Origin of the sequence: Planococcus ruber (assembly GCF_022819085.1) — a bacterium.
Classification (GTDB): Bacteria; Bacillota; Bacilli; order Bacillales_A; family Planococcaceae; genus Planococcus; species Planococcus ruber.
Window position 1 is genome coordinate 239025 of sequence record NZ_JALHAG010000004.1, and the last position, 17004, is coordinate 256028.

Genomic DNA, 17004 nt, shown 5'->3' on the forward strand with positions numbered 1-17004 from the left:
ACAAGGCTTTACTTTTACACCTGTTATTTTTTATAATAGAAAGATATACTTTTCGAAAAATTAAAAGCAAGGTGGGCAATTATGGCGAAAGATTTAGTAAGGACACCTGAAGACGTATTTGAGATGGTTGCGTCTTATATGAATGCCGATCATGTAGAAACGATTAAACGGGCATATGAAGTAGCGCTGAAAGCCCATGAAGGACAACTCCGCAAATCCGGCGAACCGTATATCGTCCATCCGGTGCAAGTGGCTGGGATACTCGCAGAACTGCAAATGGACCCAGCGACTGTTGCTGCAGGCTTTTTGCACGATGTCGTCGAAGACACGACTGTCAGCCGTGAAGACATTGTCCGTGATTTCGATGAAGAAGTCGCCATGCTGGTGGACGGCGTGACGAAGCTTAGCAAGATTAAATACATGTCCAAAGAAGAGCAGCAAGCAGAAAATCACCGCAAAATGTTTGTCGCAATGGCTCAGGACATCCGCGTCATTTTGATCAAACTGGCGGACCGCCTGCACAATCTGCGGACGTTGAAATACCAGTCCGTCGAGAAACAGCGCATGAAAGCGAATGAAACGTTGGAGATTTTCGCGCCGATTGCACACCGTCTCGGTATCAATACCATTAAATGGGAATTAGAAGACACAGCCCTTCGCTACTTAAATCCGCAGCAGTATTACCGCATCGTCAACCTGATGAAAAAGAAGCGCACCGAACGCGAAGAATACTTGAATAATGTCATGGATGAAATTCGCAAGCAGCTCAACGAAGTTGAGATAAAGGCGGATCTTTTTGGGCGTCCAAAACATATTTACAGCATTTACCGCAAAATGGCGATTCAAAACAAGCAGTTCAATGAAATCTATGACCTGCTCGCTGTCCGGGTAACGGTTGAAAGCATCAAGGATTGCTACGCCGTACTCGGCATCATCCATTCTACGTGGAAGCCGATGCCGGGCCGCTTCAAGGATTATATTGCGATGCCGAAGCAGAACCTTTACCAATCGCTCCATACGACGGTCATCGGGCCGCAGGGCGATCCATTGGAAGTGCAGATCCGGACGGAAGAAATGCACCGCATCGCCGAATACGGGGTCGCTGCCCACTGGGCGTATAAAGAAGGCAAAAAAGTCGATATGCCGAAGAATACGGTCGATTCGCGTTTGACATGGTTCCGTGAAATCCTGGATTTCCAGAACGAAGCGGACAACGCGGAAGAGTTCATGGAATCCTTGAAATTCGACTTGTTCTCGGACATGGTTTACGTGTTCTCACCAAAAGGCGACGTCATCGAAATGCCGGCTGGATCGGTGCCAATCGATTTTGCCTACCGTGTCCATTCGGAAATCGGCAATAAAACCATCGGCGCCAAAGTGAACGGCAAAATGGTCCCGCTCGATACCGAATTGAAGACAGGCGACATTGTGGAAATTCTCACATCGAAGCAATCATTCGGCCCAAGCCGAGATTGGCTGAAAATCGCCAAGTCGACGCAGACGAAAAACAAGATCAAGCAATTCTTCAAAAAGCAATTGCGTGTGGACAATGTCCAAAAAGGGAAAGAACTCGTTGAAAAAGAAATCAAAGCGCAGGATTTTATTCCAAAAGATGTGTTGACGAACGAAAACATCAAACGGGTTTGCGAAAAGTTCAATTTTGCCGGGGAAGACGATATGTTTGCAGCGGTCGGCTTTAACGGCATGACGGCGCAGCAAGTCGTCAACCGGCTGGCTGAACGCCAGCGCAAAAAACGCGAGCAGGAAGAAGCGATCGAGAAATTGACCGTGGAAATGAAATCCAATGCGCCGCGCAAACAGACGGAATCGGGCGTCATTGTCCGCGGCATCGACAACATGATGATCCGCTTGTCCAAATGCTGCAACCCGGTGCCGGGCGACAGCATCATCGGGTTTATTACGAAAGGCCGCGGCGTTTCCGTGCACCGCGCCGATTGTCCGAACATCCATGCAGACCAGATGGACCGCTTGATCCCGGTTGAATGGGACAATTCGGGGCTTCCGGAAAAGAAAGACTACCAAATCGATATCGAAGTGGAAGCTTATGACCGCACCGGCCTCATCAACGAAGTGATGCAGATGGTCAGCGAAGCGAAAACGACCATCGCTGCCGTCAGCGGCCGAGCCGATTCGAATAAAATCGCGACGATCAACATGACGATCCTGATTCCGCATATTACGCATCTGAACCGGGTAGTGGAACGCATCAAACAGATTCCGGATGTCTATTCCGTTCGCCGCGTCACGAACTAAGGAGGAACTATGAGAGTTGTTTTGCAGCGTTCAAAAGAAGCATCCGTAACCGTTGACGGGGAAGTGACGGGTTCGATCGAATCGGGCTACGTCCTGCTTGTCGGGGTTACGCATGAAGATACACAAAAAGATGTCGACTACGTCGCAGGGAAGATTGCCCAATTGCGGTTGTTTGAAGACGAAGACGGCAAGATGAACCGGTCGATTTTGGAAAACGGCGGAGACATCCTGTCGATTTCCCAGTTCACCCTTTACGGCGACGTGAAAAAAGGGCGCCGCCCGAGCTTTATCCAAGCTGCGCGCCCCGAAACGGCTGAACCGATCTGGGAAGCATTCAACGACGCACTCCGAAACAACGGGTTGAAAGTGGAAACCGGCATTTTCGGTGCAATGATGGATGTGGAGCTTGTCAACGACGGCCCTGTCACGATCGTAGTGGAATCGAAATAATAAAACCGGCTTGAAGGGGAGACCTTTTGAGCCGGTTTTTTGGTTTTATTTGCGGAAAAAGTTGAGTTGTTTGCGGAATCATCGAGTTTATTTGCACAATAAGTGATTTTATTTGCAGCAACCCGTTCGTTGTTTGCGCAATAGCGGACTTTATTTGCAAAATGCACAAAAAAACAATGCGGAAGAAAATTCTCCGCATTGTTTTTTTACTTTTCTAATTGCGCATCAAAATAATGGATAATGCCGTTATACAAACCGAGTGCGGCCTGGTCACGGAATTTGCTGGTTGAAACGATGCGTTCGTCATTGAAATTGCTCAGGAAGCCAAGTTCTACGAGAACAGCAGGCTGGCGGTTTTCGCGCAGCACTAAATAATTTCCGGGCTGGACGCCGCGGTCGCGCAATTCGACTTTCTTGCCAAGCCCCGCGTTGATGTATTCAGCCAGCGGTTCCTGGTAATCATGCAAATAATAAGTCGTAAATCCAGAGACGCTGCTGTCATTCGTTGCGTCGTAGTGGAGCGAAATAAAAGCGTCCGCTGCCACTTGATGGCCGGTGGAAACGCGCTTCCGCAAGTCGACATACACATCGGACTGGCGGGTCAGCACCACTTCTGCTCCGGCAGAACGGAGATGGTGCGTCAACGTTTCAGCCGTTTTCAACGTAAGGTCTTTTTCTTCGGTGTCGCGTGCTCCGACCGTACCGCCGTCATTCCCGCCATGCCCGGGATCGATGACAATCGTCAAGCCTTCTAGTGTGCCGGCTTTTCGGTCAGGTTTTTCTTTCTTTTCTTGCTGGACCGTTTCGTTTTCGCCGGTTGTCACGACCCAGGTTGCGATAAAGGCATCTTGGCCGCCCGGCAAGGAAACTTGGTACCAGTCGCCGTCTTGCCCGATGACCGACAGACGCTCTCCGGCATTTGTGCGGCTGACAACTTCAGAAGAAGTCGAAGGCTTGGACCGGAGATTGGTGCCATCCGTCAAGACGGTGACCACTTCGGTGTCGGTGCCCGAAACGGTGCTTGCGCTCTTGTCGGATAAATGGCCGTGAAAAGCATAAACCCAGCCGCTTTCTCCAGCACTCAGTTCGATTTCCACCCAATTGCCTTCCATCGATTTAATCGGGAAGACTTTGCCTTTCCGGACCAAATCCTTCACATCGGAATTCAAATCCGGTTTCGTGCGGACATTCAATGCGTCTACCGCAATCTCAAAAGAAGAGACGGCAGCTGCTTCAGGCGAGGGGCTGCTGACCGAGCTTTCAGAAACGCTTATGTATTGTTTGGCAACAAAACCGCGAGTATTATGGAAATCGATTTCGACCCAGTCACCGGCTTGCTGGATGATGGTCGCTTGTTCGCCGGCATTCATTTGCGTCAGGACAGAAGACGAAAGATCTGGCTGTGCGCGGACATTCAGCCGGTCTACAGTTGAAACGGCTGTCTCGCCAGATGCGCTGCTGCCGGAGTCACTTTTCGCTGAAGTGGTCAGCCAAGAAGCGATCCATCCGGTTTCGCCGTCGATGTTTACTTCGTACCACTCATCCGATTGCGAAACGACGTTAACGGTTTCGCCTTTTGACAGGGAACCGGTGACGCTATACGATAAGCCCGGACCGCTTCGGATGTTGACGGTAGATGCAGAGATTTTCATCTCCGTGCCAGCGGCATAAGCTGCCGGAACATTTGCGGCAGGCAGGCTGCCAGAGGCCAATAAAATAAATAAGATCAAAACAATCGGCCATTTGCGGTTCATGTAGCACCTCCTTGGAACTTATTTAATTGGGACGCGAGGAAAAGAAAATCGGCATGGAATTTTCCTTCGTCTACTTTGTATTATTGTAAAAAATCCGGCGTTTGTCAAAAAAGGTTGACAAGGATTCGGGGAGTCCTTAAGATTAATCATTATACTCATATATTTAGATTTGCCGATGACGAAGAAAGTAATTGCATGATTGGCTGAAAAGAGAGGGAAAGTCCTGGGCTGTAAACTTTCCTGCAGGGATCTGTGATGAAAAACACTTAAGAGGCTCCTTTCTGAAAGGCTTATGGCTTATTAGGAATGGACGGAACCGGCCGTTATCCGGAATGAGAGGATGGACAGTTTTTTTGTGCATCAACTAGGGTGGAACCGCGGAAGCTGAAAATGAGCTCTCGTCCCTTGCGTAAGCAAGGGGCGAGGGCTTTTTTGTTTGGAAAAAATAAGGGAGTGAAGAAAATGAGCATTCAAGCACCACGTGGCACATACGATATTTTGCCTGGCCAATCGGAGAAATGGCAGGAAATCGAACAGAAAATCAACGAACTATGCCGGCTTTACCAATACAAGGAAATCCGGACGCCGGTTTTTGAGCACACCGAATTATTCCAGCGCGGTGTCGGCGATACGACGGATATCGTCCAAAAGGAAATGTATACCTTCCAGGACCGCGGCAATCGCAGTCTGACGCTTCGTCCGGAAGGGACCGCTTCTGTAGTCCGGTCGTTTGTGGAAAATAAACTATTCGGCTTGCCGGACCAGCCGGTCAAATTATTCTATACGGGCCCGATGTTCCGCTATGAACGCCCGCAAGCAGGCCGCATGCGCCAATTCGTGCAGTTCGGCGTGGAAGCGATCGGTTCAAAAGATCCGGCGATCGATGCAGAAGTGATTTCATTGGCGATGGAGCTATACCGTTCCGTCGGTTTGAAGCGGCTGCGCTTAGTCATCAACTCGCTTGGCGACACAGAAAGCAGGCTCGCGCACAAAGAAGCGCTGGTGGCGCATTTCGCGCCGCGCATCGATGAATTCTGCAGCGACTGCCAGACGCGATTGGAAAAAAATCCGCTGCGCATCCTGGACTGCAAAGTCGACCGCGACCACCCGTTGATGGCGACAGCGCCGTCACTTGCCGATTATTTAAATGAAGAATCGCAAGCATATTTTGATGATGTGAAAATGTATCTTGAAGAGCTTGGCATTGACTATGTGGTCGACCCGAACTTGGTTCGCGGACTCGATTACTACAATCACACCGCTTTTGAAATCATGAGCGACGCCGAAGGCTTTGGCGCCATCACGACGCTTTGCGGAGGCGGACGCTATAACGGGCTTGTCGAAGACCTCGGCGGACCGGAATCGCCGGGTATCGGCTTTGCGATGAGCATTGAGCGTCTACTCCTGGCATTGGAAATGGAAAAAGTGGAAATCGGAAAGTCGCAGAATTTGGAAGTGTATGTGATTGCGATGGACGAATCCGCGAAGAAACAAGCGTTCAGCTTGCTCAAGGATTTCCGGGCAAACGGCATTTCGGCCGATATGGATTATACCGGACGCAAATTGAAAGCCCAGATGAAATCAGCAGACCGCAAAGGCGCAAGCTACGTCATCGTCATCGGAGAAACGGAAATGGCAAGCGGCAAAGCCGGTTTGAAAGAAATGGCTACCGGCGAACAGCAAGAGCTTTTATTCTCTGAAATAGCCGAAACGATTAAGAATAGAAAAACATTGGAGGAATAAAACATGTCGAGATCGCATTATTGTGGTGAAGTAAATGAAACTGTTATCGGACAGCGTGTAACGTTAAAAGGGTGGGTACAAAAACGCCGTGACTTAGGCGGTTTGATCTTCGTAGATGTACGCGACCGTAGCGGCATCGTCCAAGTCGTGTTCAACCCTGAAATCTCAGAAGAAGCGGCAGCAATCGGGGAATCCTTGCGCAATGAATTCGTCGTTCACATCGACGGACTGGTTGTGGAAAGAGCCGATGGACAAGTGAATGCAGCGATGAAAACCGGAAAAGTGGAAGTGCAAGTGGACCACGCTTCGATCATCAACGCAGCGAAAAACCCGCCATTTGCGATTGAAGACAATACAGACGTCAGCGAAGACTTGCGTTTGAAATACCGCTACCTCGACTTGAGACGTCCGGCGATGTTCGAAACCTTCAAAATGCGTTCGGATATCACGAAATCGATCCGCAGGTTCCTGGACACAGAAGGGTTCCTGGAAGTGGAAACACCGATCTTGACAAAATCCACACCGGAAGGCGCCCGCGATTATTTGGTGCCGAGCCGCGTGCACGACGGCGAATTTTATGCGCTTCCGCAGTCGCCGCAGCTGTTCAAGCAAATGCTGATGGTTTCCGGATTCGATAAATATTACCAGATCGCCCGCTGCTTCCGTGATGAAGATTTGCGTGCGGACCGCCAGCCGGAATTCACCCAAATCGATATGGAAATGAGCTTCCAATCAATGGAAGACATTATCGGCATGAATGAGCGCTTGATGGTGCAAATGATGAAAGAAGTGAAAAACGTCGACATTGAGCCGACTTTCCAGCGCATGAGCTATACCGAAGCGATGGACCGTTTCGGATCTGATAAACCCGATGTCCGCTTTGGCCTTGAGCTTGTCAATGTTTCAGACCTTGTGAAAGATTCTTCTTTCAAAGTGTTCACAGGCGCGATTGAAAACGGCGGCGAAGTGAAATTGATCAACGTCAAAGGGCAAGCGGCCCATTATTCACGCAAAGACATTGACGCACTGGGTTCATTTGCGGCGGTTTACGGCGCGAAAGGCTTGGCGTGGCTGAAAGTGGAAGCAGACGGCATCAAAGGGCCGATTGCGAAATTCTTTGATGGCGAAGCGGCAGATGCATTGACGGAGCGCGCTGAAGCGGAAGCAGGAGACCTTCTATTATTCGTCGCGGATTCTTCGGCAGTTGTGGCGGATACATTAGGGGCACTTCGTTCGAAATTCGGCAAAGAGCTTGGCTTGATCGACAACTCGGTCTACAAATTCCTATGGATCACCGACTGGCCGCTATTTGAATACGACGAAAAAGAAGGCCGCTATTTTGCAGCGCACCATCCATTCACGATGCCTTTTGAGGAAGATATCGATAAATTGGAATCAGACCCGCAAAACGTCCGTGCACAAGCTTATGATTTAGTATTGAACGGCTATGAACTTGGCGGAGGATCGCTTCGCATTTATCGCCGCGACATTCAAGAGAAAATGTTCAGCGTGCTTGGCTTTACAGAAGAAGAGGCGCGTTCGCAGTTCGGCTTCCTGATGGATGCTTTCGAATACGGCACGCCGCCGCACGGAGGCATTGCATTTGGCTTAGACCGTTTGGTGATGCTGCTTTCTGGCCGCACGAACTTGCGCGACACGATCGCCTTCCCGAAAACAGCGAGTGCAAGCGACTTGCTGACGGATGCGCCAAGTCCAGTATCCAAAGCGCAGCTTGATGATTTAAGCCTATTGCTGAATGTTCAGAATACTAAAAAAGAACCAGAGTAAATTTCTTGTGCAAATAAAAAGAGTGTGCTAACATACAATTAGTAGAGAATCCTGATGTGTTCGTTACGAGCAATTCAGTTTTGACCCAACATTTTGTCGTCGGGAGACCAAATTTCATCATGGCTAACATGCCTTAACGGGAAGTTATAAGTGGTGGAGAGGTCACCCACCTGCTAGAAGCGGGTTCAAAAACGATGCGCAACACCAAGGACGGCACGATTGGGATTCTCCTATTATTTTAAATTTCCGCCCTCCGGCAATTTGTCGGGGGGTTTTATTTTGAGAAGAATAGGTGTACTTTTTAAAGGTGCGAAGAATTTATAGTGGGCGTATTTCATGTCCAGACTCCAGCGCCCAGCCCCTCGAGTCGCTTCAGCCTTTCCGCCAATGGCAAAGAACGCCATTATCGGCAAGGCTTCCAGCGCTTGTCGGGGCTACACGGGCGCTTGCGCTTTTCTTCGTGTATAATTCCTAGTAGAATGATCAACTTTGAAGGGCAGGGAAATTATGTTACATCAATTTTCAAGAAATGAACTAGCAATCGGCAAAGAAGGCATGGACCTCGTCAAAAATTCGACAGTGGCCATTTTAGGGGTAGGCGGCGTCGGATCGTTTGCTGCAGAAGCATGCGCACGCAGCGGCGTCGGTCGCATCATTTTAGTGGATAAAGACAATGTCGACATTACGAATGTCAACCGCCAATTGGTGGCGAATCTTTCGACGGTCGGCCAGTCGAAAGCGGAAGTCATGAAAAACCGCATCGCGGACATCAACACGGACTGCGAAGTGATTTCCTTACATATGTTTTATACAGAAGAGACATATGAAGAATTTTTCAGCTACGAACCCGATTATGTCATCGATGCATCGGATACAATGATCTATAAAGTGCATTTAATGACGGAATGCTACAAGCGCGGCGTGAAAATCATTTCAAGCATGGGCGCTGCCAATAAAACAGACCCGACGCGTTTCCAAATCGCTGACATCTCGAAAACGCATACCGATCCGCTAGCGAAAGTCATCCGCCGGAAATTGCGTGCAGCCGGCATTAAAAAAGGGATTCCCGTCGTTTTTTCTGATGAAAGTCCAATCATCGTCCGCGAAGACGTGGTGGAAACTGTAGGAAAGCCGAATGCGCCGATCCGCAAAGCGCAGATGCCGCCATCCTCGAATGCATTTACGCCGTCGACGGTCGGCTTGATCTGTGCGAGCTGGGTCATCAACGACATTACGAAAAACATTCACATCAACCGTGTACGAAATAACTAAAAAGGATCCGGCTCGAAAGCTGAGCCGGATTTTTTATGCGGAAAATTGCTGAACGTTTATAAAAAACTTCGAAGGTTTGTAAATTTTTCAAACCGCTTATAAAAGAATAAATACGATAACCGAAAGCAGCCCTCTCCTATGAAAGCAAAAAAAGAGCCATTTCCAGAAGCGGAAATGGCTTTCGATCGTTTATTTTTTATTTTTCCGGAATGATTTCAGCTTTTCGTAAATGCCGGCGTACTTTTTCTCAGCTCCGGCAATCACCGGTTTATAATATTCGGCTTTCCGCACTTCTTTCGGCAAATAATCCTGGTCGACCCAGCCGCCGAACGAACCGAGCGGCGTGTCATGCGGATACCGGTAGCCGCCATGGCCAAGTTCTGCGCTTCCGGCGTAATGGGTGTCGCGGAGATGCATCGGGATGTCGCCGGTCTCGCCTTTATTGATAGCGGAAATTGCCGCGTCAATCGCCCGGTAAGCGGAATTCGATTTTTCGGACAAGCACATCTCGGCGACGGCTTGTGCGAGCGGAATACGGGCTTCCGGCAACCCGAGGCGGTCGGCCGCCTGGCAGGCTGCGAGCACATGCCCGCCTACTTCCGGATTCGCGAGGCCGATGTCTTCATACGCCATGACGAGCAAACGTCGGGTGACGGCCGTCAAGTCGCCATTTTCTAATAGGTGCGCTAGATAATACATCGCCGCATTGACGTCGCTGCCGCGGACCGATTTTTGGAGCGCTGACAGCAAATTAAAGAAATGCGAGCCTTTTTTGTCCCCGAAGACGCCGACGCGCTTGATCATCTGCTCGACCATTTGGTCTTCAACAATGAACGTATCGTCGATTTCATCCGATGCGATGATGATCGACTCGAGCATCGTCAGCGCTTTACGGGCATCGCCGTTTGTGCCATCTGCGATGCGGTCGACTTGTGCCGGTGAAATCTGGATCTTTAAATTGCCAAGGCCGCGTTTTGGATCGGTTAAAGCGGTGTTCAATAAATTCACAATATCGTCATGCGTCAACCGCTTAAGCTGTTTGATTTCCCCGCAGCGGGAACGGATCGCTGGGTTCACGTCATGGAACGGGTTTTCCGTCGTGGCGCCGATCAACACGATCGCGCCGCTTTCGACATGCGGCAATAGGGCATCTTGCTGGAGTTTATTGAATCGGTGGATTTCGTCCAGGAACAGGAGGACTTTTCCAGTCATGCGCGATTCTTTTACCACGTCTTCCACATCTTTTTTGCCGGAAGTCGTCGCATTCAGCGCGATGAACGGCAATTTCGATGTGCCGGCGATGGCGTGGGCGATCGAGGTTTTGCCGATGCCCGGCTCGCCGTACAACAGCATCGACGGGATATGGCCATTCTGGATCATTTTATATAAAGCCGTATGCGGGCCGATGACATCTTGCTGGCCGACCACTTCATCAATTGTGCGCGGACGCATACGGAAAGCTAAAGGTTCGTTCTGCAATGAAAAAACTCCTTCCGTACATTCGTTCTATCAGTATATCGTTTTGCCAAATAAAAGTCATTGCAAGTCCATTTCCGACAAATATGCTATACTATTTTGAAGAATAATTGGAATCTGACTCAGAGGTGTAAGCATGAAAATTTCAACAAAAGGCCGCTATGGCTTGACGATTATGATCGCATTAGGCAAACAATACGGAGAAGGGCCGATTCCGCTCCGGAAAATTGCGGCAGAATATGATTTATCCGAAGCGTATTTGGAGCAGCTTGTCGGCCCCTTGCGCAATTCGGGATTGGTGAAAAGTGTTCGAGGCGCATACGGCGGCTACATGCTGACGCGCGACCCGAAAGAAATTTCCGCCGGAGACGTCATCAAAGTGCTGGAAGGCCCGATCCAGCCGGTGGAAGGCATCGAAGACGAAGCCCAGCCGCAGCGCGAATTGTGGATCCGAATCCGCGATGCTGTGAAAAATGTGCTGGAGACGACAAGCATCGACGACCTTGCCAACCAAAAAGACGACAATAACGAAAATTATATGTTTTATATATAAGGAGACAGTTAAAATGAATCGAATTTATTTAGACCATGCAGCCACTTCTCCGATGCATCCGGAAGTGGCTGAAACCTTTTCCGAAGCGCTTCTCAGCGTTTTCGGCAACCCATCAAGCATCCACGGGACCGGACGCGCAGCACGCAAGACGCTAGACGACGCACGGCGCATGTTTGCTGCAAGCATCCATGCAGACGACCCGGAAATCATTTTTACAAGCGGCGGTACAGAAGCGGACAATATGGCGATCTTCGGCACCGCTGCCAAAAAAGAAGGAAAGCACATCATCACATCGCAAATTGAACATCACGCTGTTTTGCATGCCTGCGAGAAATTGGAACGCGAAGGCTACGACGTAACGTACTTACCGGTTGACGAAAAAGGGTTGGTCCGAGCAGAAGACGTGAAAAATGCACTGCGGGACGATACAATTCTAGTGACCATCATGCTAGGCAACAATGAAGTCGGATCGGTTCAGCCGATTGCGGAAATCGGTGAACTGTTAAAAGAGACAGAAATTACGTTCCATACGGATGCGGTACAGGCTTATGGCGTTTTGCCGATTGACGTAGAAGCGCTGAATGTCGATCTTCTTTCTGTATCGGCCCATAAACTCAACGGCCCAAAAGGCATCGGTTTCCTTTATCAGCGAAAAGGCACGCCGCTTTCGCCAATTTTTTACGGCGGCGAACAGGAACGGAAGCGTCGTGCGGGAACAGAAAATGTTCCGGCGATTGCCGCATTTGCCAAAGCGGTCGAAATTTCGCTCGCGACGATGGACGAGCGGGCGGCAGCCTATGCGCGATATAAACAAATTTTTAAAGATGTCTTAACGGATGAAGGCATTGAGTTCTCCGAAAACGGCGGCAGCCAAATGCCGCATATTTTGAACTTGAGCCTGCCGGGAATCGATATCGAATCGTTCCTCGTTAATTTGGATATCGCCGGAATTTCCGCTTCGAGCGGATCGGCCTGTACTGCCGGCTCCATCGACCCGTCACATGTACTTGTGGCGATGTTCGGTGAAAAAGCCGAGCAATTGCGCAATTCCATCCGGTTCAGCTTCGGCATTGGCCTGACTGAACAGCAAATAACAGAAGCTGCAGAAATGACAGCACAAATCAGCAAGCGTTTAGCGCTGCTATGAAAAGGTGATAGAAAATGACGAAAGCTCCACAAGATACACGCGTTGTCGTCGGCATGTCCGGAGGAGTCGACTCCTCGGTAGCCGCGTATTTATTGAAAGAACAAGGGTATGACGTCATCGGCATCTTCATGAAAAACTGGGATGATACCGATGAAAACGGCGTCTGCACGGCTACGGAAGACTACGAAGACGTCATCCGCGTCTGCAACCAGATCGGCATTCCGTATTACGCCGTGAATTTCGAAAAGCAATATTGGGACAAGGTTTTCACCTATTTCCTCGAAGAATACAAAGCCGGCCGTACACCGAATCCGGACGTCATGTGCAACAAGGAAATCAAATTCAAAGCATTTCTTGAGCATGCACTGAGCCTCGGTGCGGATTATTTAGCGACTGGCCACTATGCGCAAGTCGCGCACGCGGAAAACGGCGAAACGAAAATGCTGCGCGGCAAAGACAACAATAAAGACCAAACGTATTTCCTGAATCAATTGAATCAGGAGCAATTATCGAAAGTGATGTTCCCGATCGGGCATATGGAAAAAAAGAAAGTGCGTCAAATCGCACTTGAAGCAGGACTGGCAACAGCAACGAAAAAAGATTCGACGGGCATTTGCTTTATCGGTGAACGCAATTTCAAAGAATTCCTTGGCCAATACTTGCCGGCACAGCCAGGTTCCATGGAGACGCTTGATGGCGTGAAAAAAGGATCGCATGACGGGTTGATGTACTACACCATCGGCCAGCGCCAAGGGCTTGGCATCGGCGGCGCCGGAGATCCGTGGTTCGTCATCGGCAAAGACTTGGAAAAGAACATTCTTTATGTCGGCCAAAATATTAACCATGAAGCTCTTTTCTCAGACAGCCTGTCTGCGGTAAACTTGAGTTTCACATCCGATACAGCACCGGTTGGCACGTTGAAATGCACAGCGAAATTCCGCTACCGCCAGGCTGATGTCGGCGTAACGGTGGAATTTAAAGGCGAAGAAGCCATCGTCACATTCGATGAGCCGGTCCGCGCGATCACGCCAGGACAAGCAGTCGTTTTTTATGACGGCGAAGAATGCCTGGGCGGCGGTACAATTGACCGTGTGTTCAAAAACGGCGCACGTTTGGAATATGTAGGTTAATGGGAGAGACGAATATGAATTACAATGAAATCGGGATACAAGCATTGCAAGAAGGCAATACGGAAGAAGCGATCAAAGCGTTCACGAAAGCGATTGAAGAAGAACCGGAGAACGCCCTCGGCTACATCAATTTCGGCCATGTACTGACATCGATGGACGATGTTGAACGCGCTGAACGCTTTTTCCAAAAAGCGATCACACTGGATGAAACATCGGCTACCGCTTACTACGGGTTGGCCAACCTTTATTTCAATGTCGAGCGTTTTGAAGAAGCCTTGAAGCTATACGAAAAAGCCGTTCAATACGGCCTCGAAGGGGCAGATGCCCACTTCATGATCGGCAAATGCTTCGAAAGGCTGGAACAGCCGAAATTGGCCCTTCCGTATCTTCAGCGTGCCGTTGAACTGGATCCGGAAGACGTCCAGGCGCGCCTTAGCTACGGCATCACGCTGGCGTCAATGGAATTGTTTGACCTGGCAGAACCGCAATTTTTGCAGGTGTTGGAACGGGAGCCGGACCATGCCGATGCCCATTATAACTTGGGTGTCTTGTATGCTGTGTCGACTGACCGCACGGCGGATGCGATACATCATTTGAAACAGGCGTATACATTGGATGAACGAAATGAAATGGCGCGTTATGCTTACGATATGATCGCGACGAAACTGCAATAACCACGAAAGAAAGGAGACGACAGACATGACCGGACAAATCGATTTATTCCAGGAAGAAGTGCAATTTGTACTGGGCAGGCCCGTCGTCTCGATTTTTCACAATCCCCAGAATTTATTTTCCATCGCGAAAGTGAAAATCCAACAGACGAACACCTCCTATACTGAAAAAGAAATCATCGTATCCGGCTATTTCCCGAAACTGTCGCTGGAAGAGCAGTACCGCTTTACGGGCTCGGTGAAAAACCATCCGAAATACGGCGTCCAATTCCAGGTGGAGACGTTTACGAAAGAAGTGCCGGAAACAGAACAGGGCATCGTCCATTATTTATCGAGCGATATGTTCAACGGCATCGGCCGGAAAACGGCGGAAACGATCGTCAAAAAACTCGGCAAAGACGCCATCAAAAAGATTTTGGAAGATCCGGAAGCGCTGGACGTTGTACCGCGCCTTTCCGATGAGAAGAAAGAGACGATCCGCTCCACGCTGCAGATGAATCTCGGTTTGGAGCGCGTGATGATCCAATTGAACGACTGGGGCTTCGGCCCGCAAGTCGGCATGCGGATTTATCAGGCGTACCGTGAAGAAACGATTGACGTCCTGACGAAAAACCCGTTCCGGCTGATCGAAGAAATCGAAGGCATCGGTTTTCAGCGGGCGGATGAACTGGGTGCGAAACTCGGCATCACCGGCGCTCACCCGGACCGCATCAAAGCATCGATCCTGCATTTATTGAACCAGGCGTCGCTGTCGGAAGGGCACGTCTACATGGATGCGAAAACGCTGATTCCGCTCGTCAAAGAAATGCTGGAATCGAGCCAGCGAGATGAAATTTCCATCGAAGCGATTTCAAAAGCGATGATTGAGCTGAATGAAGAAAGCAAAGTGGCGGGGGAGGAAACCCGCCTCTATTTGCCGTCGCTCTATTATTCGGAAGTCGGCATTGCGACGAAACTCGAAACGCTGCTCGGCTCCCAGGCAAACCGCGACCGTTTCCCGGCATCCGAAGTACGGCGCGCCCTCGGTGAAGCGGAAGAGCGGCTCGGCGTAAATTATGCCGAAACGCAGATCCAGGCGATTGACGGCAGCATCAACTCGTCGGTCATGATTTTGACCGGCGGCCCCGGCACCGGGAAGACGACCGTTGTCCGCGGCTTGGTCGAAGTGTATGCGGAGCTTCACGGCTTGTCGCTTGACCCGAAAGACTACGCGAAGAAAAAAGAGCCGTTTCCGATCATTCTCGCTGCACCGACAGGGCGCGCAGCAAAACGCCTGAGCGAATCGACGGAACTGCCCGCCATGACGATCCACCGGTTGCTCGGATTTAACGGCCAGGAAAAAGAAGAAGAGACGGAAAAAGAAATCGAAGGGCGTTTAATCATCATCGATGAAATGTCGATGGTCGATACGTGGCTAGCGCATCAATTGCTGAAAGCGGTGCCGGACGATGCCCAAATTATTTTCGTGGGAGACCAGGATCAGCTGCCGCCGGTCGGCCCAGGACAAGTGCTGCGCGATCTGCTCGAATCAAAACGGATTCCGACAGTCGAATTAAAAGACATTTACCGCCAGACTTCCGGTTCGTCCATTATTGAACTCGCCCACCAAATGAAAAAAGGCCAATTGCCGGCAGACATTACGGCTAAAACATCTGACCGGTCATTTATTAAAGCCGGTGCCGATCAAATTGCGGATGTTGTCGAGAAAGTGGTCAAGAGCGCGTTGTCGAAAGGGCATTCCATCAAAGATATTCAAGTGCTGGCACCGATGTACCGGGGGCCGGCGGGAATTGATGCCTTGAACCGCATGATCCAGGAAATGGTCAACCCGAATCCCGACGGCAAGCGGAAAGAACTCGTCTTCGGAGATATCACGTACCGCATCGGCGACAAGATTCTGCAGCTAGTGAACCAGCCCGAAAGCAATGTGTTCAACGGCGATATGGGTGAAGTGATTGCAATTTTAAAAGCGAAAGAAACGGTGGAAAAGCAGGATATGCTCGTGGCATCATTTGATGGCATCGAAGTGACGTACCAGCGAAGCGACTTGAACCAGTTGACGCTTGCGTATTGCTGTTCGATCCACAAAGCGCAGGGATCGGAATTTCCGACGGTCATCATGCCGGTCGTCCGCGGCTATATGAAAATGCTGCGGCGCAATCTTCTGTATACGGGCATCACCCGCAGCAAAGACTTTTTGATTCTTTGCGGCGATCCGCAAGTGTTCCGCTACGGCGTTGAACGGACCGACGATGTGCAGCGCATGACAACATTGAAGAAGCGGCTGCAATTGTCTGCGGAAGAACCGGTCCAAGAAACGGAGACGGCTGAAAAAGCTTCAACGGTTGAAACAGTAGCTGCCGCTAAAACGGAGCCTGAAATGGCCGAAGCCAAAACGGCTGCGCCTAAACCAAAAGGGCCGGCAAGCCTCACAAATGAAAACGTCCATTTCATCCATCCGCTCGTCGGCATGGAAGGCATCACACCGAAAGATTTTATGGAAGTATAGGAAGTGCTCGCTTATGGCGGGCGCTTTTTTGAAGCGAGCTTCTTTTGCTGCTGAGCGTATTTTATGGATAACTGAGCGTATTTTCACTTTAACCGAGCGTATTTCTGCCATTACTGGGCGTATATCAAAATGATGCGGCTAATCGCTCCTATTGACACAGCGAAACCTTTTTCTATATAATTCAATTTATAGCAACCAACACATTGATGGAGACAGTATAATTTGGCAGCTGTACAG

12 protein-coding genes, 1 other RNA gene and 2 other annotated features (1 of these 15 cut by a window edge) are annotated in these 17004 nt (G+C 49.9%); of the genes, 11 read left to right on the top strand and 2 right to left on the bottom strand.

Features of this window, described 5'->3' with window-relative positions:
• The first annotated feature begins 81 nt into the window (after window positions 1–81).
• Both MTR82_RS09080 and dtd read left to right on the top strand, forming a co-directional pair.
• The gene (locus MTR82_RS09080) at window positions 82–2274 is read left to right on the top strand and encodes a RelA/SpoT family protein (protein WP_052651845.1); all 2193 of its coding nucleotides are present in this window, start codon (window positions 82–84) and stop codon (window positions 2272–2274) included.
• 9 nt (window positions 2275–2283) lie between these two features.
• A complete protein-coding gene (gene dtd, locus MTR82_RS09085; RefSeq protein ID WP_052651844.1) occupies window positions 2284–2724 on the top strand; it encodes a D-aminoacyl-tRNA deacylase in 441 nt (146 codons plus the stop codon).
• Between the two features lie 206 nt (window positions 2725–2930).
• On the opposite strand, the gene MTR82_RS09090 is transcribed toward dtd, so the two are convergent.
• A complete protein-coding gene (locus MTR82_RS09090) occupies window positions 2931–4478 on the bottom strand; it encodes an N-acetylmuramoyl-L-alanine amidase family protein (RefSeq protein ID WP_246808780.1) in 1548 nt (515 codons plus the stop codon).
• A 166-nt stretch (window positions 4479–4644) separates the two neighbouring features.
• Window positions 4645–4887 (top strand) — a binding site (T-box leader).
• Window positions 4888–4940: 53 nt separating this feature from the next.
• Between MTR82_RS09090 and hisS the strand changes: the two genes are divergently transcribed.
• The 4 genes from hisS (at window position 4941) to MTR82_RS09110 (ending at window position 9281) form a co-directional block, all read left to right on the top strand.
• Window positions 4941–6221 carry a histidine--tRNA ligase gene (gene hisS, locus MTR82_RS09095; RefSeq protein WP_246808781.1) on the top strand — a complete coding sequence of 427 codons (1281 nt, stop codon included), beginning with the start codon at window positions 4941–4943 and terminating at the stop codon, window positions 6219–6221.
• A 3-nt stretch (window positions 6222–6224) separates the two neighbouring features.
• Entirely contained in the window at window positions 6225–8009 is a 1785-nt protein-coding gene (gene aspS / locus MTR82_RS09100; RefSeq protein ID WP_246808782.1) for an aspartate--tRNA ligase, read from the top strand.
• 45 nt (window positions 8010–8054) lie between these two features.
• Window positions 8055–8239: non-coding RNA, 6S RNA (gene ssrS, locus MTR82_RS09105), on the top strand.
• Between the two features lie 277 nt (window positions 8240–8516).
• Window positions 8517–9281 carry a tRNA threonylcarbamoyladenosine dehydratase gene (locus MTR82_RS09110; RefSeq protein WP_052651840.1) on the top strand — a complete coding sequence of 255 codons (765 nt, stop codon included), beginning with the start codon at window positions 8517–8519 and terminating at the stop codon, window positions 9279–9281.
• Window positions 9282–9470: 189 nt separating this feature from the next.
• Here MTR82_RS09110 and MTR82_RS09115 read toward each other — a convergent pair whose 3' ends face one another.
• Window positions 9471–10760: a replication-associated recombination protein A gene (locus tag MTR82_RS09115; RefSeq protein WP_246808783.1), complete on the bottom strand. Its 1290-nt coding sequence runs from the start codon at window positions 10758–10760 to the stop codon at window positions 9471–9473.
• A 133-nt stretch (window positions 10761–10893) separates the two neighbouring features.
• On the opposite strand from MTR82_RS09115, the gene cymR reads away from it, so the two are divergent.
• From cymR to recD2, 5 genes are read left to right on the top strand one after another with little or no spacing between them, the layout of a single operon-like run.
• A complete protein-coding gene (cymR, locus tag MTR82_RS09120; protein WP_246808784.1) occupies window positions 10894–11310 on the top strand; it encodes a cysteine metabolism transcriptional regulator CymR in 417 nt (138 codons plus the stop codon).
• Between the two features lie 13 nt (window positions 11311–11323).
• On the top strand, window positions 11324–12457 hold the full coding sequence (locus tag MTR82_RS09125; RefSeq protein WP_052651837.1) for a cysteine desulfurase family protein: 1134 nt from the start codon (window positions 11324–11326) through the stop codon (window positions 12455–12457).
• A gap of 14 nt (window positions 12458–12471) precedes the next feature.
• The gene (mnmA, locus tag MTR82_RS09130) at window positions 12472–13587 is read left to right on the top strand and encodes a tRNA 2-thiouridine(34) synthase MnmA (protein WP_246808785.1); all 1116 of its coding nucleotides are present in this window, start codon (window positions 12472–12474) and stop codon (window positions 13585–13587) included.
• A gap of 14 nt (window positions 13588–13601) precedes the next feature.
• Window positions 13602–14261, top strand: a complete 660-nt coding sequence (locus tag MTR82_RS09135; RefSeq protein ID WP_246808786.1) for a tetratricopeptide repeat protein — start codon at window positions 13602–13604, stop codon at window positions 14259–14261.
• A gap of 25 nt (window positions 14262–14286) precedes the next feature.
• Window positions 14287–16767 (top strand): SF1B family DNA helicase RecD2, encoded by a 2481-nt coding sequence (gene recD2, locus MTR82_RS09140; protein ID WP_246808787.1) that lies wholly within the window; start codon window positions 14287–14289, stop codon window positions 16765–16767.
• A 194-nt stretch (window positions 16768–16961) separates the two neighbouring features.
• Window positions 16962–17004: a binding site (T-box leader), on the top strand; it runs 164 nt beyond the window's last position.

Coding starts and splice junctions, on each gene's coding strand:
- MTR82_RS09110 (WP_052651840.1), top strand. CDS start 8,517: ATGTTACATCAATTTTCAAGAAATGAACTAGCAATCGGCAAAGAAGGC.
- cymR (WP_246808784.1), top strand. CDS start 10,894: ATGAAAATTTCAACAAAAGGCCGCTATGGCTTGACGATTATGATCGCA.
- aspS (WP_246808782.1), top strand. CDS start 6,225: ATGTCGAGATCGCATTATTGTGGTGAAGTAAATGAAACTGTTATCGGA.
- MTR82_RS09080 (WP_052651845.1), top strand. CDS start 82: ATGGCGAAAGATTTAGTAAGGACACCTGAAGACGTATTTGAGATGGTT.
- recD2 (WP_246808787.1), top strand. CDS start 14,287: ATGACCGGACAAATCGATTTATTCCAGGAAGAAGTGCAATTTGTACTG.
- hisS (WP_246808781.1), top strand. CDS start 4,941: ATGAGCATTCAAGCACCACGTGGCACATACGATATTTTGCCTGGCCAA.
- MTR82_RS09135 (WP_246808786.1), top strand. CDS start 13,602: ATGAATTACAATGAAATCGGGATACAAGCATTGCAAGAAGGCAATACG.
- MTR82_RS09090 (WP_246808780.1), bottom strand. CDS start 4,478: ATGAACCGCAAATGGCCGATTGTTTTGATCTTATTTATTTTATTGGCC.
- mnmA (WP_246808785.1), top strand. CDS start 12,472: ATGACGAAAGCTCCACAAGATACACGCGTTGTCGTCGGCATGTCCGGA.
- dtd (WP_052651844.1), top strand. CDS start 2,284: ATGAGAGTTGTTTTGCAGCGTTCAAAAGAAGCATCCGTAACCGTTGAC.
- MTR82_RS09125 (WP_052651837.1), top strand. CDS start 11,324: ATGAATCGAATTTATTTAGACCATGCAGCCACTTCTCCGATGCATCCG.